Below are 17,580 nucleotides of genomic sequence, written 5' to 3' on the forward strand. Positions count from 1 at the left end.
TCATGAGCACATTGACGGGGACGGCCGGCAAGTCTGATCTGAACAGGTCCGAGTTCAAGCCGGCGCTATGGACATCGGGCGACTGGAACGCGTTTTTTGGCTTCGGCACCAACATCCTCGTCAACATGCTGGTGCTCACGGGCCTCCTGCGCTTCGTTTTGAAGATGCCGGACTCCCTCGTGTTCGGCCGTATCCTGCCCGCGCTCGGGCTGATGATGTGCCTCTCCACCTTCTACTACGCGTTCCTCGCTTATCGCCTCGCGCAGAAGACCGGCCGCAGCGACGTCTGCGCGCTGCCGTCGGGCGTCAGCGTGCCGCACATGTTCATCGTCACCTTCGTGATCATGCTGCCGGTGACGCTCAAGACCGGCGATCCGCTGAAGGGCTGGTCGGCCGGCCTGGTCTGGGTGTTTTTCCAGAGCTTCATCCTGATGATCGGTGGCTTCATCGCGCCGTTCATCCGCAAGATCACGCCGCGCGCAGCACTGCTCGGTACGCTGGCCGGTGTTTCGCTGACCTTCATTGCGATGCGTCCGGCGCTCGAGATGTACGTCACGCCGCAGATCGGTCTGGTCTGCTTCGCCATCATCCTGGTGAGCTGGTTCGGTGGCGTGAAATATCCCAGGAGCATTCCGGCAGGTCTGGTCGCGATCGTAGCCGGCATGATCATCGCATGGGGCTCGAACCTGTTCGGTCTCAGCCTTGGCGGATTGAGCATCAAGGGCGTCGGAGATGCCTTCGCCAATTTCGGCTTCTCCGTGCCGATCCCGGCGGCGAACTATGTCTTCTCGGGCTTTGAATATCTCGGCGTGATCCTGGTCACCGCCATTCCGTTCGGCATCTATGACCTCGTCGAGGCCATGGACAACGTCGAGAGCGCGGAGGCGGCCGGCGACGAATATCCGACCACCCGCGTGTTGACTGCCGACGGCGTCGTCAGCTTGATTGGCTGCCTGATGGGCAATCCTTTCATCAACGCCGTCTATATCGGTCATCCCGGCTGGAAGGCGATGGGCGGCCGCATCGGCTACTCGGCTGCGACCGGCGTCATGGTGGTGGTCTTGTCCTGGTTCGGCGTCATCTCGGTCCTGCTGGCGCTGGTGCCCGTCGTCGCGATCTCACCGATCCTGCTCTATATCGGCATGCTGATGACAGCTCAGGCCTTCCAGACCACGCCGTCGAAGCACGCGCCCGCCGTGGCGCTGGCGTTCACGCCGCATCTTGCCGCCTGGGCCAAGCTCCAGATCGACACCATGCTGGGCTCGATCATGAATGCGGCGGCAACGGTTGGCGGCATGGCTGCCGACAAGGCCGACGCGGTCAAGGCCGCTGCCATCGCGGCGCTGCCGCAACAGGGCGTGATCTATCACGGGCTTGAAGTGATGGGTGGCGGCTCAATTCTGGCGGGTCTCATCCTCGGTGCGGTCGGCGTCTTCATCATCGAGCGTGACTTCGAAAAGGCCTCGGCCTTCGCGTTCGTCGGTGCAGTGCTGACCTTTTTCGGCTTCATGCATGGCGAAGCCGTCGGCATTGGCGTCACGCCCGCGGTGGCGTTCGCTTATGCCGTGATGGCGGCCGGCCTGTTCGCGGCCGGCAAGCTCGGCGCCAGCGAGCACTATGCCGCGCATCCGGAGATGCACGCGGCACCGGCGGAGTAGAGCGGCCAACAGATGAAACGCGGCCGGGCGACGTCATGTTGTCCGGCCTTTTGTGGCGCAGCTACCCGCCCTTGACCGCCCCCGCCGTGAGCCCGGCTACGATCTGCCGCTGCGCGAACACCGTCAGCAGCAGCACCGGGAGGGTGACGATCAGCGCGGCCGCTGCGAGCGGCCCCCAGCTCAGCTGGTCGAACGAGATCATGTTGTAGACGGCGACGGGCAGGGTGCGGGTCTCGCGTCCGGCGAGCACGATGCCGAACACAAAATTGTTCCAGGAAAAGATCACCGCCAGAATGAAGGCCACCGCGATGCCGGGCTTGGCGATCGGAAGCGCGACGTGCCGAAACACCTGCCAGCGGCCTGCACCGTCGATCAGAGCAGCTTCTTCCAGCTCCATCGGCGTCGTCTCGAAATAGCCGATCATGATCCAGATCACGATCGGGACCGTCACGACGAGATGAATGATGACCTGCGGCACCAGCGTGCCGAGCAAACCCAGCCACTGGAACATCAGGAACAGCGGGATCAGATAGGACAGGCCGGGCGTGATGCGGGCGATCAGGATCACGATCGCGGATTTGTGCGCGGCCATGCGTGCGATACCGTAGCCGGCGGGGACGCCGACCACGAGCGCAAGGACCGTCGCGCTGCCGGTCACGACCAGGCTGTTGATGAAATAGGTCAGGAAGCGGTTGGAGGCGAGCACGTCGGCGTAGTTCTTCCAGGCGATATGCTCCGGGAAGAACACCGGCGGATAGGCGGCGTTGTCGATCTCGAATTTGAGCGACAGCGAGAGCATCCAGAGGAAGAACAGGATTGCCGGCGACACGATGACGAGCACCGCGAACCACAGGCTGATCTTGCCGATGATCTGCTTTCCGGTCATGCGCCGCTCTCGATCTCGGTCCACACCATACGCTGACGCGCATAGAGCATCACCGCTGCAAGCAGGACGATCAGCAGGAAGAACACGACCGCGATCGCCGAGCCGTAGCCGAGGTCGTAATAAGTGAAGGCGACGCTGTAGAGATAGATGTTGATCGTCTCCGAGGCCGAACCCGGTCCGCCCTGCGTGATCGCGAAGATGATGTCGAAGCTTTTGACGGCGTCGATCATGCGGATCATGCCGGCGATAAAAAGGAACGGCATGATCAGCGGCAGCGTGATGAAGCGGAACACCTGCCAGAGATTGGCGCCATCGATCTGTGCGCTTTCATAGGGTTCGGCCGGGATCGCGGCGAGGCCGCCGAGCACGATCAGCATCACCAGCGGTGTCCATTGCCAGGTCTCGACCAGCACCAGCGAGGGGATAACCGTTGCCGGATGAAACACCCAGAGCTGCGCGGGAATCCCGACCAGCGACAGAAGGTAATTCAGCACGCCGAGCTGCGGGTGGAACATCATGGTCCAGACCAGCGCAATCGCCACCGGCGTTGCCATCATCGGCATGATGAAGATGCCGCGCAGGAAACCGCGGCCGGCAAATTTCTGGTGAAACACCACGGCCGCGAACGTCCCGAATACGAGCGGCAACACCACGGACAGCACGGTGTAGACCAGCGTGTGTCCGATCGCCTCGATGAAGCGGGGATCGCTGGTCAGGCGCAGGTAGTTGGAAAATCCGACGAAGGTGGTCGGCGAACCGACCTTCCATTCGTTCAGGCTCATCCAGATGGTGAAGACCCAGGGAAAGATGATGATCGCGAGCACGACGACCAGCGCCGGCACCACGAACGGCCAATAGGACGGGGGCCGCAATTCCTTCTCCGGCGCGGCATCAGACCGTGCCGCGACCGGAGTCGATTGTGTCAACGCACTCACGCCTTTTCGCTACGCTCCAGGATCGGCCGATACTGATCGTTGGCCTTCTTCAGTTCGGTCGCGGGATCGGCACCCGACAGAGTCGCAGTAAGAGCTGCGCCGACGATGTCGCGGAATTCGGCGACCGGAATTACGACGGGCAGGCCGAGCTTGCTGATCTTGCCGGAATCGATCACCGACTGCAGCCACTCCTTCGGCATCTTGACGCCGCTCTGGACCTCCGCATCGTTCAAAATCGAATTGCGGAACGGCACGCCGCCGCCGGCCTGCAACAGGCGTGCGCCCTGCTGCTTGGAGACGATCCACTGGCAGAGCAGATAGGCGGCTTCCTTGTTCTTGCTCGCAGCGGCGATGCCGACGCCGTCGCCATAGGTGGCCGAATACTGCCCCTTCGGCCCGGCGGGCACGACGGTATAGCCGACCTTGCCGACAACGCGCGATGCGGCCGGATCCTCCAGCGGCGGCGCCCAGCCGACGCCGTCGATCCACATCGCCGAACGTCCCTGCGTGAACGAGGCCATCGACTCCATCCAGTTGAAGCCGGCAACGCCTGGAGGGGCGACTTTCGTCAGCAGCGTTTGATAGAGCTTTGTGGCCGCGATCGCTTCGGGGCCATCGGTCAGGATGTTGCCCTTGGCATCGAGGAACTCGCCGCCATAGTTGAGGAAGAAGTTGGTCCACAACGTCATATTGGCGTTGCGCAAGCCGCGCCCGACGAAGCCGAAGGTGCCTTCCTTCGGATCGGTGAGCTTCTCCGCGGCCGCGACCATCTCGTCGAGTGTCTTGGGGACGGCGACGCCCTTCTTCTGGAAGAGCTCCTTGTTGTAGTAGAGGATGAAATAATCGACCGACCAGGGCAGCGACAGCATCTGGCCCTTGTCGTTCTTGGCGTATTGCAGGCCGGCGGCCGAGAAGTCGCTTTCGACGAGATCGGGCGCGGTCAGCGTCGGGTCCTTCATGTAGGGCGTGAGGTCGGCGAGCCAGCCGGCCTTTTCGAACTGCCGCTTCTGCACGTGATAGCTGACATGGACGACGTCGAAGCTCGGACGGCCCGAGGTGAGTTCGATGACGCATTTCTGGCGCTGCTGCTGCTCGGGAATCTGCTCGGATTCGACCTGGATGCCGGTGAGCTCGGTGAATTCCTTGACGTATTTCTGCAGATTGTCGCCGCGCGGGCCCTTGGCGAGGATCACCTCGAGCTTGGTGCCTGCATATTTCTTCCAATTCACCTCGGCGCGTGCCGGCAGCCCGGTGAGGCTGAGTGCGCCAGCCGCGGCGGTACCCGTCAACAGCGTGCGGCGCGAGATTTTATGGTCAGCCACTTTGGTCCCTCCCTGTGATTCAAGTCTTTCGGAGGGATACTAACGACCGTTCCACGCCTGCCTAGCCCTAATTTGGGCGTTACGGTCGCACCGCCGGTGTTTCCATCAGCATTCCGCGGGCCCGCGACATCAGATAGAGTTCGAGCGCAACCAGCTCGGGCGCACCGTACTCATAGGCCTGGGCGCGGACACCGGTCATGCAGCTGCGCAAGCGCCGCTCCAGGGATCCCAGCGTCTGCCATTCCAGCCGATAGATCGGGTAGCCGGTCGGCTGCGCCTGCGTGATCGGCGAGCCGGCGAGGCGCTTGTCAAAGTTGTCGTCGTGGCAATTGGTGCAGGCCAGGTTGAGCTGACCTTCGCGCTGCATGAACAGCCTGCGCCCCTGTTCGACGAAAGAATTAAGCTGTGGATCGTCGCCCGCGGTGATCGCAACGCCGCGCGACTGATGAGCAACGAAGGCAGACAGCGCCAGGATGTCGCGGCTCTCATAGGGCAGCGGTGCTGCCTGTTGATGATTGGCGCGGCAAAGATTGATGCGCTGGTCGAGAGTGACGGGGCGCGCGAGCGCCTTGTCGAAGGCGGGATAGCGGGCTGCGACGCCCTTCATGCTGCTCCTGGCATCGCCATGGCAGTCCGCGCAGGCCTTGTTCGCGCTGCCGGCCTTCTTCGTCCACAGCGCCTCGCCGTCGAGCACGAACAACATCCCGGGATTCGACGAGTCGTCATCCTGCATGGCGCGGGTGCCTGGGCTCATGAAGGAATAGCCGGAGCGACGCGCATCGGGTGGGATTTCACCGGCGAACAGGCGAGGGGCCGTGGCGGCAAGAGCCGCCAGGACTATCGCGCGCCAGAAGTTCATTCGACGGTGATCGATGCCGATGCGGTTGACGAATAGCCGTTATCGCCAATCCATTCGAACTCGAACTTGCCGCTTTCCTTGGCGACGGTGAAAAACGAGAGATAAGGATTGGCGGCGATCGCGGGAAACAGATCAGCGCGAAAAATCTCGGTACCGTTATAGCGGCAGGTGAAGCTCGTGATGATGTCGCGCGGCACCACAGCGCCGTCCATGGTGCGGCGGAAGCCGGTTTCCATGATGTGCGATGTCAGCGTGCGAATCTCGATGGCGTCGCCACGCCTGGCCTTCGCGGGAACGTTGATGAGAGCGGCCATCAGTTCACCTCCTCGGTGCAGGCGGCCAGCGTCACGACGACATCGGCTGTGACCTGCCAGAAACTGTCGTCGGACAGGCGCGCGATCGCGACCACCTTCTGGGTGTCGGCAAGCCGGATGCGCGTCGTAATCTGGGCGCGGCCGGAAGCAGGGTTCAGATAGAAGTTGCCGACGTTCGGTTGCGGGTTCTTTTCGTTGAAGACGTGGATGCTCTTGACGTAGTCCTCCGTAGTCATTGGGCTTGCGACGCTCACCATCATAGGCACCGTATTGCCGTTCTCGACCAGCGGTGGAATGTCGAGCTTGATCCTGCCAGCGCGAATGGGCGCTTCACCAACGACGTTGCGGATGGCAGCATTGAGCATCGCCGGCGTCGCGTCCACCGGCCGCAGCGTCACGATCGGAATGACCGTGACGCTGCCAGCCAGGCCCAGGAATTGTCGTCGCGTCGTTGGCATCAGCAGTCCTAGTCCCGAAGTGTTGCAAGATAGGCCACGATGTCCTCGATCTCTGCGGCCGACAATATCGGTTTGCCGACAAAATTGCGCCCGACCCGCACCAGCCCATCGTCCCGATAATATGAGGGCATGATTGTCCCCGGGTTGAAGCGCGAAGCGTCCACCATCCGAAGTCGCAACTGGCTCACCGTCCAGCGGTTCCCCGCGCCGGTGAGATCTGGCGCAAGGTCGCCCTGGAACCGCGTCTCCGGGAACGGGCCGGAATGGCAGAGGATGCAGGTTGTCGTGCGCGCCAGCACCAGCTCGCGTCCGCGCGCGGCATCTCCGGCAGCGCCCGTTAGCGAATTCGCGATGCCATCGCCCGTGATCTCGTAGTGCACGAGCCCCTCGGCGCTCCCGCCGGAGACGAGCGCGAGGCCGGCAATCAGCGTAGCGATCTGGAGCGTCGATCTAGCCAAAGGTGTCCGCCGTGATGGTTTGAAACCAGCGTTCCGCCTCTGCCGCCTCGCGGGCGCGCAGCTCGCGCGGCGCATCGACCGGACTCGTGGCGCCGCCTTCGACCTCGGCAAAGATGTCGCCCTTGGGCTGGTAATTGCCTGACAACGAAAAACCGTAACCGGGTGCGACGGTATTGTAGCAGACTCCGGTGAGCCGCGGGGTTTCCGGTGCGCGGCCGGCAAGCAGATGCACGATGGCGGCAGCGCAGGCTTTACCTTGCGCACTCGCGGCCGATGCTGATTTCGGTATGCCGCCGCCGAGGCAGGAATCGCCGATGACATGAATTTTTTTGACCAACGTTGACTCGAAGGTCACGGGATCGATCGGGCACCAGCCGGTCGTATCAGCTGCACCAGCGATCTCGGCGATGTGACCGGCGCGTTGCGGCGGAATGACGTTGGCGACATCGGGGGTGTAATTACCGAACTCGGTGACGATTGTCCGGGTGGCCGGATCGACCGAGGTGACACGGCCGCCTTGCGACAAGCCGATGCGCTCGATCATGTCGCCATAGAGCTCCTTCCAGGCCTTCTCAAACAGCCGCTGCTGGGAAAAATTGTCCTTGGCGTCGAGGATCAACACCTTCGAGCGCGGCTTCTTCGTCTTCAGGTAATGTGCGATCAGGCTGGCGCGCTCGTAAGGCGCAGGCGGACAGCGCGAGGGATTGGCGGGGACCGCGATGGCGACCGTGCCGCCGTCATCCATCGCCTCCAACTGCCTGCGCAGCAACAGCGTCTGCGCCCCGGCCTTCCAGGCATGCGGCATCTTTTCCGACGCGGCCTGGTCATAACCGGGCAGAGCCTCGAAATGGAAGTCGATGCCGGGCGAGAGCACGAGGCGGTCATAAGGCAGCGCGACGCCGTCGGCCGTCATGACGCTGCGCTGCTCCGGCGCGATGGTGGTCACGGTCTGGCCGATCACGGTGACGCCCTCGGAGGCGAGCTTGTCATGGCTAAACTGCTGCGCCTCGATGTCGCGCAGGCCGGCGATCACCTCGTTGCTCAGGGGGCACGAGGTGAAGATCGCGTTGGGCTCGATCAGGATCACTTGCAGGTCCGCTTGCGCGCGTTTGAGCGCGCGGGCGCAGGCAGCGCCGCCGAAGCCACCACCGACGACGACGACGCGGCCTGTCGACTGCGCGCGCAGGATTGACGGCCGCGCCAATGTCGTGGCGGCGGCGGTGATGCCGAGCACGGCGGTTCGCCGCGTCATCGGTCGCCTGGTCATTGAGATCATCCAGATGAGATGCCGCGGCGGCCACCATGGTCGCCGCGGCGTTTCGCTATGCGAAGGTAATGTTCTGGTCGCGCAGTGGCACCGAGCGGATGCGCTTGCCCGTCGCCGCGAAATAGGCGTTGAGCACCGCCGGTCCGGCAACGCCGATGGTCGGTTCGCCGACGCCGCCCCAGAAACCACCACTCGGCATCACGATCGATTCCACCTTCGGCATCGCCGCGATGCGCATCGAATCGTAGGTGTCGAAGTTGGTCTGTTCGACGGCGCCGTCCTTGACCGTGATGCCGCCATAGAACAGTCCGCTCAGGCCGTAGACGAACGAGCCGGCAATCTGTCGTTCGATCTGGGCGGGGTTCACGGCGTAGCCGGGATCGGTCGCGGCGACGATGCGATGCACCTTGATCTTGTTGCCGTCGGTGACGGAGATCTCCGCGGCCGCCGCGACGTAGCTGCCGTAGGACGCGAAGTGAGAAAGTCCGCGGTAGATGCCCTGCGGCGGCGCGGTGCCCCAGCCGATCTTCTCGGCCACGGCTTCGAGCACCGCGAGGTGCTTCGGATGCTCCTTCATCAGCTTGCGCCGGAACTCCAGCGGGTCCTGGCCCACGGCATGCGCGAGCTCATCCATGAAGCATTCGACATAGATCGCATTCTGGTTGACGTTCACGCCGCGCCAGAAGCCCGGGATGATGTGCGGGTTGCGCATCGAATGCTCGATCAGCAGATTGGGAACCGAGTATCCGAACGGCGCATCGCCTTTGGCATTGAGGCCGGCGAAGGTCGCGGGATCCATGCCTTTGACGAGGGCGTCCGGCCGCAGGCTGGCCAGGATCGACTGACCTGAGATCCGCATGTGGAAAGCGGTCAGGTTGTTGTCGGCATCGAAGCCCGCGGTCAGCTTGCACTGCGTGATCGGATGATAGCGGCCGTGCGTCATGTCCTCTTCGCGCGTCCACAGCAGCTTGATCGGCGTGCCCGGCATCTGCTTGGCGATCAGCACCGCCTGCCGCACATAGTCGGTCTGGCCGCGCCGGCCGAAACCGCCGCCGAGCAGCATTTTGTTGACGTCGCATTTCTCGGCGGGAAGCTCCGAGGCTTCCAGCGCGGCGGCGAAGGCCGCCTCGCCGTTCTGCGTGCCACACCAGACCTCGCATTTGTCGGCCGTGTAGAGCGCGGTGGCGTTCATCGGCTCCATCGTGGCGTGGTTCTGGTAGGGGTAGTTGTAGACGGCTTCGACCGTCTTCGCCGCGCCTGCGAGCGCAGCCTTTGCGTCGCCATTGGAATTGCCGACATAGGCCGGACCGCCCTCGAGGCCTTCCGCCAGCCACTTTGCAATCGAGGCGCTCGAGACTTTGGCATTCTCGCCTTCGTCCCAGACGATCGGCAGCGCATCGAGCGCGGTCTTGGCGTGCCAGAACGTGTCGGCCACGACAGCAACTGCGGTGTCGCCGACCTTCACGACCTTCTTCACGCCCTTCATGCCCGCGATCTTCGCCTCGTCATAGCTCTTCAGCTTGCCGCCGGTGACCGGGCAATCCTTGATCGCGGCGTTGAGCATTCCGGGCAGCTTGACATCGATGCCGTAGACGGTGGTGCCCGTGACCTTGTCCGGCGTGTCGAGCCGCTTCACGCCCTTGCCGACCAGCCGCCAATCCTTGGGGTCCTTCAGCTTGACATCGGCCGGCGGCGCCAGCTTGGCCGCGGCTTCGGCGACCTTGCCGTAGGTCGTCGTCTTGCCCGATGGCGCATGGGTGATGACGCTGTTGGCGGCGCTGCATTCGGAGGCCGGTACCTTCCATTCGTTGGCCGCAGCCTGGATCAGCATCATGCGCGCGGTGGCGCCGCCCTTGCGCACATAATCGTGCGAGGTGCGGATGCCGCGACTGCCGCCGGTCGAGTAATCGCCCCAGACCCGCTTGCGGGCGACGTTCTGTCCGGGCGAGGGGAATTCGGTCGTGACCTTGGTCCAGTCGCATTCGAGTTCCTCGGCCACGAGCTGGGCGAGGCCGGTGAGAGAGCCCTGGCCCATCTCGGAGCGGGCGACGCGGATCACCACGGTGTCGTCGGGCTTGATGACGACCCAGGCATTGATCTCGGGCGAGCCGTCGGCCGCACGGACCACGGCGGGGCCGCCGAAGGGAATATCGAGGCCAATGGCCAGACCTGCGCCGAGCGCGGTGCTGCCGATGACGAAGGCGCGGCGATTCAGTTTGGGAGAAACATGCTTGTTCATGGGCCGGCTCCTTACGCGCTTGCGATCGTGTGGATCGCTTCGCGCACCTGCTGGAAGGTGCCGCAGCGGCAGATATTGGTGATGGCCTCGTCGATGTCGGTGTCGGTCGGCTTCGGCTTCTCGGCCAGCAGCGCTGCCACGGCCATGATCATGCCGCTCTGGCAGTAGCCGCATTGAGGGACGTCCTGGGCAATCCAGGCCTCCTGCACCTTGTGCAGCGTGTTGCCTGACGCGAGCCCCTCGATCGTGGTGATCTTCTTGCCTTCGGCCTCGGCGACCGAAATCCCGCATGAGCGCGTGGCGATGCCGTCGATGTGGACCGTGCAGGCCCCGCATTGTGCAATGCCGCAGCCATATTTGGTGCCGGTCAGGCCGGCATTTTCGCGGATCGCCCAGAGCAGCGGCGTATCCGGCTCGACATCGAGTGTGAAGCTCTTTCCGTTGATTGTTAGGTTTGCCATCGCAAGTCCCCTGATTGGCCCATCCACCGATGGACTCAGCGGCGCAATGTGTCCGGCAAATTGGAACTGTTCAAATCAATAGTCTGAGGGGTGACCATGAAGATTTGCGCGGCCGCGGGAAGATTCCGGATCGGGCGGTGTTGTGCGCGTCCGCCGCCTACTTCACCGCCAGCCGCAGAAAGCTCATCACGCTGCCGAGCGCGGCGAAGCCTGCTCCCAGCGCCAGCGCCACGGTGGCGCCGTTGTGACCGGCGAGCGCAAAGCACGCTGCCGCAAGCGCCGCGCCGGTGGTCTGTCCCGTCAGCCGCGCGGTGGCGACGATACCCGAGGCGCTGCCGCCGCGATGCGGCGGCGCGCTTCCCATGATCGCCTTCATGTTCGGCGCCTGGAAGAAGCCGAAGCCCATGCCGCAGATCATGATCCGCCAGACGATGTCGGGGATGCTCGGGCTCGCCGGAAGCAACGCGAGCAGCGCCATGCCGAGGCCGAGCAGGATGAGACCGATGCCGCCGAGCAGGCCGACCGGATGACGATCCGACAGGCGGCCGGCGATCGGCGCCATGATGCCCACGACCAGCGGCCAGGGCGTCATGAAGAAGCCGGTCTCGACCTGCGAGCGTCCGAGCACGTCCTCGAAATAGAACGGCAGCGAGACGAAAGCGAGGCCCTGCACCGCGAAGGAGCACACCGCGGTCGCCGCCGACAACGCGAACATCGGCCGGCTGAACAAATCGATCGGCAGCATCGGCGCGGGATGATCCGCATGGCGGCGCGTCAGGATGAAGCCGAGCGCGAGCGCCGTGACCAGTTCGATGGCCACCACGACCGGCGACAGATTATGCGCGGCGCTGCCGATGCCGGTGATGAAAAGGCCAAGGCAGAGGGCCGCGAGAAGGGCGCCGAGGAAATCAAAGCCGTGATCGGCGCGCGGCGTCTTCGGCAGCATCGCAAAGCCGATGCCGGTGGCGATGAGGCCGAACGGGATGTTGACGGCGAACAGCCACGGCCACGGCCCGATCGCGAGGATCGCGGACGCGATCGAGGGACCGAAGGTGAAGGCGGTTGCGACCACCAGCGCGTTGTGGCCGAAGCCGCGGCCCTGCATCCGCCCGGGATAAACGAAGCGCACCAGCGCGGTGTTGACGCTCATGATGCCGCTCGCGCCCAGCCCCTGCAGCGTGCGCGCGACCAGCAGACTGTCGAGCGACCATGCCACCGCGCAAAGCAGCGAGGCGATGGTGAACAGGATCAGGCCGCCGAGATAGATGCGCTGGTGTCCGACGATCTCGCCGAGCGCGCCTAACGGCAGCAGCGTCGCCACCAGCGCGATCTGGTAGACATTGACCACCCAGACCGACTGCTCCGGGCTGACATGCAGATCGGCGGCGATGGCGGGCAGCGCGATGTTTGCGATCGCGGTGTCGAGCGAGGCCATCGCCAGCGCGGTGAAGATCGCCGCGATCGCCCAGCGGCGCTGCTCGGCCGGCAGGCCATCGGCCTTGGCGTGTTCAGGCTCGCGCGCAGCGGCAGGTAACGTTGATGTCATTGCCTCAGCGCTTCGCTCCGGCGGTCTGGCTTCGATGGTCTCTGGCATGTACTACGCTCGAGGCTGCTTCCACAGTCATATGCTTGCATGCATTGTATGCGCGAAGGCCGGGCGCCGCTCTCGAAAGGGGATCACCATGCACATCGTCGTTCTGCCGGGGGACGGCATCGGCCCGGAGATCACGGCGGCGACGTCAGGCGTGCTGCGTGCGGCCTCGGAGCGCTTCCAGCTCGATCTGCGGCTCGAGGAGCATGCGGTCGGACATGCGAGTCTCAGGCAGTTCGGCACGACGGTGCGCCCCGAGCTGCTCGACACCGTCCGCGCCGCCGACGGCCTGATCCTCGGGCCGAGCGCGACCTTCGACTTCAAGGACGAGATGCATGGCGAGATCAACCCCTCGCGCCACTTCCGCAAGAATCTCGACCTCTACGCCAACATCAGGCCCGCGCGCACCTACGCGGGTCGCCCTGGCCGGCTCGGCGATTTCGACCTCGTCGTCGTCCGCGAAAACACCGAAGGGTTTTACGCCGACCGCAACATGGAGCAGGGCAATGGCGAACTGCTGGTCACATCGGACGTCGTGATCTCGCTGCGCCGGATCACGCGCTTCTGCTGCGAGCGCATCGCCCATGCTGCCTGTCGCCTGGCGATGAAGCGGCGCAAGCAGCTCACCATCGTCCACAAGGCCAATGTGCTCAAGATCGGCGACGGCATGTTTCTCGACATCTGTCGCGCAGCGGCCAAGGCCTATCCCGGTCTCGAGGTCGACGACATCCTCGTCGACGCGATGATGGCGCATGTGGTGCGCAACCCCGATCGTTTCGATGTCATCGTCGCCACCAACATGTTCGGCGATATTCTCTCGGACCTGACGGCGGAACTCTCGGGCAGTCTCGGTCTCGGCGGCTCGCTCAACGTCGGCGACCGCCATGCGATGGCGCAGGCCGCGCACGGCTCGGCGCCCGATATTGCCGGTCAGGACGTCGCCAACCCGGTCTCGCTGATCCTGTCGACCGCGCTGCTGCTCGGCTGGCACGGCGAGAGAAGCGGCGCGGTCCGCTACGAGGAGGCGGCACGTGCGATCGAGGCCGCGGTGGCGAAGGCGATCGGCGAGGGCAGGGCGACGCGCGACGTCGGCGGCAAGCTCGGCACGATCGCGGCGGGCGCCGCGATTGCGGAGATGCTGCACGCGGAGTGAGCTTTCGCCCGCATTTTTTGTTCGTGCTCGCAACAGCAAGCCGAAAACAACCCCATGCACAGTAGAAGGCCCTTGATCGACAAGGGGTTTTTCAGCCGGCTCGGTCGCGGCCTCCGACGCATCGGGACATTGACACGTCGGGCAAAACACCTGCACGATCGTTCCAATCCTCATCATCGGCACTTCCATCCGTATCGCTGGATCGCGCGGAAGCGAGAGTCGGGCGGCCGCTGACGCCGGGCAGCGTCGCGGGCGTTAACCGCAGGGTGCATCGCCGCGCCTATTACGGCGCAGCGGCGGTGGGGGCTGCGGGCGCTTACGGTGCGTATGCGGATAGTTGCGGCGGATCTGCCCGCTCATGATGCGGCGGGGCGGGATGCAATCGACGGTAATGCCATGCTTGCCGTTCTCGCGGACCGGCGCATCCGGGCTTGCGCCCCAGCCGGGCGGGGAACGGCCGGGGCGCAATCTGTCCGTCACGGTCGAGCCTCATGAAGCACTCGACCGTGGGGGCGGCGTTTCGGCATTGCGGGGCAGGCTCTGCCGCGTCACCACACCCTCAACGACCGCCGGGGCAAGCCGGATCAGTCTGCGCGGAACATTTCGCGCGGCGTTGCGCGGCCGGGCCCGCGCGAGGGCATAGGACGTTTTGTCCAATGTTGAGCGGCGGCCGCCGGCCTTCTGATAGCCAACGCCGCCAGAAATTCTCGAACCCAGAATTCCCGAACCCAGACGTCCGGGCCGAGCAGTGCAGGCAAGACGGGTCTGCAACCTTGGCGCCGGACCGCCAGTGGATGAGCCGTTGCCATGACAATACGTAAATTCCAGGGCCTCGACGAAGCGAACAGCGGCCGTATGGACGCGGACGTCGCCTGCGACGAGCACGACATGATCGAGGCTCTTGCGCAGCTGCGGCATACGGCGGGGATCAGCCTCGAGACCCTGGCCTTCATGCTCGGCACAGCGGGCGGACACGTCTCGCGCCGTCTCAAGCAAGGTGGAAACATCAACCTGACGAATTACCTGCAGATCGCCCGAGCGCTCGGATATCGCGCCAGGATCGTTTTCGAGAAGGTCGACGACGGCGGCGCGCCGTCGCTCAACAAGGTCGCGCACCGGGTCTCCAGAAGTCGCTGAACTCCGGTGCATCGGCTCCGATCATGCAGATCGCGCCGAAATGGCCGCGCGGGAGATTACGGATGGACGCCCCGAGCGGGCGCTTGCTGGGGCTTTAATCGACCTTTTCCCCCGCCCACCCGAGACCTTCCCGACCGGACATGGTACTGTCTGCCGGCCTTATCGAAAGAAGTCGTTTTCGGTTGGGATGAACCGTGGTGCAATGCGCGATGTCTGCTAGCGAAGTGACTATGCCGGTGTGGCATGAAAAACACCTGCGGGCCGCAACGCGCGCCGCCGGGGTCGCGCTGTGGTCCTGGAACGTTGATACTGACGCCATTACCATGGATGAGCCTGCGTACGATCTTTGGGAGGTTTCCAAGGACGAACGGAAAATCACGTTCGAGATCCTATCCAGGAATATCCATCCTGCCGATCTCGAGAGGGTCAGGTCAGCATTTGCGGCTACGCGCGCGGTCGTCGGCGCCTACGAGATAGATTTTCGTATTCTGACCGGAGCCGATATTCGCTGGATTTCCGCTCGGGGCCAAGGCGACGACGCAGACATAGCAGATCGAACTATGTTCGGTATCTTCCTCGATGTGACCCAACGCAAGCAAGCCGAGGAGGCCAATGAGTTGCTAGCGGGCGAGATGAGCCATCGGGTGAAAAACCTTTTGACCATCGCAACGGCGCTTACTCAGATTACGTCACGCTCGGCAGCGACAAAAGAAGATATGGCACACGAGTTGACCAGTCGTCTGATCGCGCTCGGACGCGCCCAGGACCTTATTCGTCCAGTGCCCGGCGGGAAGAGCGACGCCACGCTTCTTGGCGACCTCATCTCCGTCCTGCTCGCACCGTACGACGAGAAGGGAGCCAGCGTCCGTATTCGTGTCTCGGTCCCCAAGATGAACGTGGGAGAGACTTCGAGCACAGCACTGGCCCTGGTGATCCATGAATTGGCAACCAACTCGGCAAAATACGGAGCGCTATCGCTTTCAAGTGGCACCCTGGATGTATCTTGCAACGCCCACGAGGACGACGTCGTGGTCATGTGGACCGAGCGGGGCGGCCCGCCTGTCGTCACTCCGACAAAGCTGGAAGGCTTTGGAAGCAAGTTGGTGCACCGAAGCATGGCCGCTCAGCTCGGCGGGACGATAGCTTTTGACTGGTCGGACGAGGGTGTGGTTGCCACGCTGCGAATGAGCAAGAACCGCCTCGCAAATTGAGTGCAGATCGAACCTGACTCCATCACGCCTTAGAACTGATACCGCCTCAACCCCGCCGTCTCGAGCAAGCTGAAAACATCAACCTGACGAACTATATCCAGATCGCCAGAGCGCTCGGATATCACGCAAGGATCGTTTTCGAGAAGGTCGACGACGACGGCGCGTCGTCGCTCAACACGGTCGCGCACCGGGTCTCCAGGAGTCGCTGAACTGCGTTGCATTCGCCTCCGGATCATGCAGACAGCGCCGAACGGGTACGCGAAAGATGACGGATGCGCCATCAGGTGCAGTCCAGCACCTTCACCGCATGCTGAACTGCGGTCCGTCGCCTCTCATCGTGGGCGGTCAGGATGCCAGTCGAACGAGAACCCAGCCGCTTCCTGCAATGTGTGCCAGCGTGATCAGCACCGAAATGGCGTGCAGCGTCCTGAATCGAGTCCTGTTCCGGGCGTCGGTTGCCTGATTGATGGCGGGCATCAGGACCTGGCGGGCAAAGATGGTGGTCGCCGCGATGATGCCTAGTATCGTCGGGGCAATGACATCATGGAGCGTCGCCATCATCGCAGCCGCAGCGGTGAAAAGGACGAAGAGATAAAAATAGGGGAATGCGCGCCGGATCACCGTACCCGCGAGCTCCGTCGGCAGAACATTGAAGATGAAGGCGGCAAACCCGAAAGAATACAGAACCATTCCCCCGAACAGGAGGGCGGTCGCAAGCAGGGCGAAGGTCGACATGCGCTGTCTCCAAATGTTCGTCCGGCTCCTGCGTCGGACGAAACGAAGCTTCTCATTGCTGATCGCTGCTGTTCCGCAAGGGAGCAAATCGCGGCAATACGTAGGGGACCGACGCACGATAGCGATCGAACCGTTCGCCATAACGGGCTGCGAACCGGCGCTCCTTCAGGCGTGGGGCGAGCAGGCAATAGGCGCTGTAGCAGACCGCAAGCGCGAGCTGGTCCGGCGTCCAGACCGGTACGGTCCATAGCGTCAACGCGAAGGCCGCATAGATCGGCTGGCGGATCAGGCGGAACAGTCCTCCAACCGGCATGTCGGGGAAGACGGGACGCCGGTTCGCCATCAGCGACATCCATCCGAGCGCGCCTGATTGCACCTCGGCCCCGGCGTCGAAGCTCGCCTTCATGAGCAGCAGCCAGCTTGCGGCGTAGGCTGTCGCGATCACCCAGAATGTGATGCCGTCTGCGCGCCACCAGATCACTTCCGTGGGCGTCCACAACACGAACAGCGCGAGCAACCCGATCGAGGCGATGATCGCGTAGCTGGTCGTGCCGAGGGTCGACCCATGTGGGGCGGGCATCAGCCGGGTCAGCCAACGGCCACCCCGTCGCGTCAGGAGCACGGAATGAACCAGTGGAAACTGGAGCAGAAGGAGTGCGTTGGTCAGCGCGGCCCAGGGCCAAGGTACGGTCCCGAGCGATCGGCTCATGCCGAAGAACATCGCAGCGATCATGGCAAACACGGCAGCTGCGAAAACCAGATGGACGGTGATGCCGCAGGCGAGCGCCAGCATGATGCGGCCGGGGCCCGGTGGCGGCCGAAGCGCTCCCGCGACGAGCGCAACCAGTCGCCTCAGTTCGATTCGCTTCGTCGCCATCAGCCCGCCCGCTTGGCCG

The 17,580-nt window shown here is 63.8% G+C and carries 17 protein-coding genes; 4 read left to right on the top strand and 13 right to left on the bottom strand.

All coding sequences use genetic code 11. The features are described 5' to 3' along the window. Positions 1-2: 2 nt before the first annotated feature. Positions 3-1,658 carry a regulator gene (locus tag JQ621_RS21965; protein WP_212236759.1) on the top strand — a complete coding sequence of 552 codons (1,656 nt, stop codon included), beginning with the start codon at positions 3-5 and terminating at the stop codon, positions 1,656-1,658. Positions 1,659-1,719: 61 nt separating this feature from the next. On the opposite strand, the gene JQ621_RS21970 is transcribed toward JQ621_RS21965, so the two are convergent. The 11 genes from JQ621_RS21970 to JQ621_RS22020 form a co-directional block, all read right to left on the bottom strand. Beyond that, positions 1,720-2,544: a carbohydrate ABC transporter permease gene (locus tag JQ621_RS21970; protein ID WP_212236760.1), complete on the bottom strand. Its 825-nt coding sequence runs from the start codon at positions 2,542-2,544 to the stop codon at positions 1,720-1,722. Then, positions 2,541-3,479 (bottom strand): carbohydrate ABC transporter permease, encoded by a 939-nt coding sequence (locus JQ621_RS21975; RefSeq protein WP_212236761.1) that lies wholly within the window; start codon positions 3,477-3,479, stop codon positions 2,541-2,543. Before JQ621_RS21975 ends, JQ621_RS21970 begins: the two co-directional genes overlap by 4 nt. Continuing rightward, positions 3,476-4,801 carry an ABC transporter substrate-binding protein gene (locus JQ621_RS21980; protein ID WP_212236762.1) on the bottom strand — a complete coding sequence of 442 codons (1,326 nt, stop codon included), beginning with the start codon at positions 4,799-4,801 and terminating at the stop codon, positions 3,476-3,478. The genes JQ621_RS21975 and JQ621_RS21980 overlap by 4 nt, the downstream gene beginning before the upstream one ends. A 79-nt stretch (positions 4,802-4,880) precedes the next feature. Continuing rightward, positions 4,881-5,660, bottom strand: a complete 780-nt coding sequence (soxA, locus tag JQ621_RS21985; protein ID WP_212236763.1) for a sulfur oxidation c-type cytochrome SoxA — start codon at positions 5,658-5,660, stop codon at positions 4,881-4,883. Then, positions 5,657-5,974 (bottom strand): thiosulfate oxidation carrier complex protein SoxZ, encoded by a 318-nt coding sequence (gene soxZ, locus JQ621_RS21990; RefSeq protein WP_212236764.1) that lies wholly within the window; start codon positions 5,972-5,974, stop codon positions 5,657-5,659. The genes soxA and soxZ overlap by 4 nt, the downstream gene beginning before the upstream one ends. Beyond that, positions 5,974-6,432, bottom strand: a complete 459-nt coding sequence (locus JQ621_RS21995) for a SoxY-related AACIE arm protein (RefSeq protein WP_212236765.1) — start codon at positions 6,430-6,432, stop codon at positions 5,974-5,976. The genes soxZ and JQ621_RS21995 overlap by 1 nt, the downstream gene beginning before the upstream one ends. A gap of 8 nt (positions 6,433-6,440) precedes the next feature. Next, entirely contained in the window at positions 6,441-6,890 is a 450-nt protein-coding gene (soxX, locus tag JQ621_RS22000) for a sulfur oxidation c-type cytochrome SoxX (protein ID WP_212236766.1), read from the bottom strand. Then, a complete protein-coding gene (locus JQ621_RS22005; protein ID WP_212236767.1) occupies positions 6,883-8,166 on the bottom strand; it encodes an NAD(P)/FAD-dependent oxidoreductase in 1,284 nt (427 codons plus the stop codon). Before JQ621_RS22005 ends, soxX begins: the two co-directional genes overlap by 8 nt. 46 nt (positions 8,167-8,212) lie before the next feature. Continuing rightward, on the bottom strand, positions 8,213-10,396 hold the full coding sequence (locus tag JQ621_RS22010; protein WP_212236768.1) for a xanthine dehydrogenase family protein molybdopterin-binding subunit: 2,184 nt from the start codon (positions 10,394-10,396) through the stop codon (positions 8,213-8,215). A gap of 11 nt (positions 10,397-10,407) precedes the next feature. Continuing rightward, the gene (locus tag JQ621_RS22015) at positions 10,408-10,857 is read right to left on the bottom strand and encodes a (2Fe-2S)-binding protein (RefSeq protein ID WP_212236769.1); all 450 of its coding nucleotides are present in this window, start codon (positions 10,855-10,857) and stop codon (positions 10,408-10,410) included. Positions 10,858-11,014: 157 nt separating this feature from the next. Then, a complete protein-coding gene (locus JQ621_RS22020) occupies positions 11,015-12,403 on the bottom strand; it encodes an MFS transporter (RefSeq protein WP_212236770.1) in 1,389 nt (462 codons plus the stop codon). Positions 12,404-12,539: 136 nt separating this feature from the next. Between JQ621_RS22020 and JQ621_RS22025 the strand changes: the two genes are divergently transcribed. The 3 genes from JQ621_RS22025 (at position 12,540) to JQ621_RS22035 (ending at position 15,949) form a co-directional block, all read left to right on the top strand. Next, a complete protein-coding gene (locus JQ621_RS22025; protein ID WP_212236771.1) occupies positions 12,540-13,601 on the top strand; it encodes an isocitrate/isopropylmalate dehydrogenase family protein in 1,062 nt (353 codons plus the stop codon). 807 nt (positions 13,602-14,408) lie between these two features. Continuing rightward, positions 14,409-14,738, top strand: coding sequence for a helix-turn-helix domain-containing protein (locus JQ621_RS22030; protein WP_212236772.1), 330 nt, complete (start codon positions 14,409-14,411; stop codon positions 14,736-14,738). A 230-nt stretch (positions 14,739-14,968) separates the two neighbouring features. Continuing rightward, on the top strand, positions 14,969-15,949 hold the full coding sequence (locus JQ621_RS22035; protein ID WP_212236773.1) for a sensor histidine kinase: 981 nt from the start codon (positions 14,969-14,971) through the stop codon (positions 15,947-15,949). A 345-nt stretch (positions 15,950-16,294) separates the two neighbouring features. Here the strand turns inward: JQ621_RS22035 and JQ621_RS22040 are convergent, their stop codons facing one another. Together JQ621_RS22040 and JQ621_RS22045 are read right to left on the bottom strand one after the other, a co-directional pair. Continuing rightward, on the bottom strand, positions 16,295-16,684 hold the full coding sequence (locus JQ621_RS22040; RefSeq protein WP_212236774.1) for a DUF4149 domain-containing protein: 390 nt from the start codon (positions 16,682-16,684) through the stop codon (positions 16,295-16,297). A 52-nt stretch (positions 16,685-16,736) separates the two neighbouring features. Continuing rightward, positions 16,737-17,561 carry a methyltransferase family protein gene (locus JQ621_RS22045; RefSeq protein WP_212236775.1) on the bottom strand — a complete coding sequence of 275 codons (825 nt, stop codon included), beginning with the start codon at positions 17,559-17,561 and terminating at the stop codon, positions 16,737-16,739. Between the last annotated feature and the right edge of the window lie 19 nt (positions 17,562-17,580).

The organism is Bradyrhizobium manausense (assembly GCF_018129685.1).
In the GTDB taxonomy this organism is placed as follows: domain Bacteria; phylum Pseudomonadota; class Alphaproteobacteria; order Rhizobiales; family Xanthobacteraceae; genus Bradyrhizobium; species Bradyrhizobium manausense_D.

Bases quoted from the DNA above. Each gene is read 5' to 3' on its own strand.
- JQ621_RS21970 (WP_212236760.1), bottom strand. From the start codon at position 2,544: ATGACCGGAAAGCAGATCATCGGCAAGATCAGCCTGTGGTTCGCGGTG.
- JQ621_RS22020 (WP_212236770.1), bottom strand. From the start codon at position 12,403: ATGACATCAACGTTACCTGCCGCTGCGCGCGAGCCTGAACACGCCAAG.
- JQ621_RS22040 (WP_212236774.1), bottom strand. From the start codon at position 16,684: ATGTCGACCTTCGCCCTGCTTGCGACCGCCCTCCTGTTCGGGGGAATG.
- soxZ (WP_212236764.1), bottom strand. From the start codon at position 5,974: ATGGCCGCTCTCATCAACGTTCCCGCGAAGGCCAGGCGTGGCGACGCC.
- JQ621_RS21965 (WP_212236759.1), top strand. From the start codon at position 3: ATGAGCACATTGACGGGGACGGCCGGCAAGTCTGATCTGAACAGGTCC.
- JQ621_RS22025 (WP_212236771.1), top strand. From the start codon at position 12,540: ATGCACATCGTCGTTCTGCCGGGGGACGGCATCGGCCCGGAGATCACG.
- JQ621_RS22045 (WP_212236775.1), bottom strand. From the start codon at position 17,561: ATGGCGACGAAGCGAATCGAACTGAGGCGACTGGTTGCGCTCGTCGCG.
- JQ621_RS22010 (WP_212236768.1), bottom strand. From the start codon at position 10,396: ATGAACAAGCATGTTTCTCCCAAACTGAATCGCCGCGCCTTCGTCATC.
- JQ621_RS21995 (WP_212236765.1), bottom strand. From the start codon at position 6,432: ATGCCAACGACGCGACGACAATTCCTGGGCCTGGCTGGCAGCGTCACG.
- JQ621_RS22015 (WP_212236769.1), bottom strand. From the start codon at position 10,857: ATGGCAAACCTAACAATCAACGGAAAGAGCTTCACACTCGATGTCGAG.
- soxA (WP_212236763.1), bottom strand. From the start codon at position 5,660: ATGAACTTCTGGCGCGCGATAGTCCTGGCGGCTCTTGCCGCCACGGCC.
- JQ621_RS22035 (WP_212236773.1), top strand. From the start codon at position 14,969: ATGCCGGTGTGGCATGAAAAACACCTGCGGGCCGCAACGCGCGCCGCC.
- JQ621_RS22030 (WP_212236772.1), top strand. From the start codon at position 14,409: ATGACAATACGTAAATTCCAGGGCCTCGACGAAGCGAACAGCGGCCGT.
- JQ621_RS22005 (WP_212236767.1), bottom strand. From the start codon at position 8,166: ATGATCTCAATGACCAGGCGACCGATGACGCGGCGAACCGCCGTGCTC.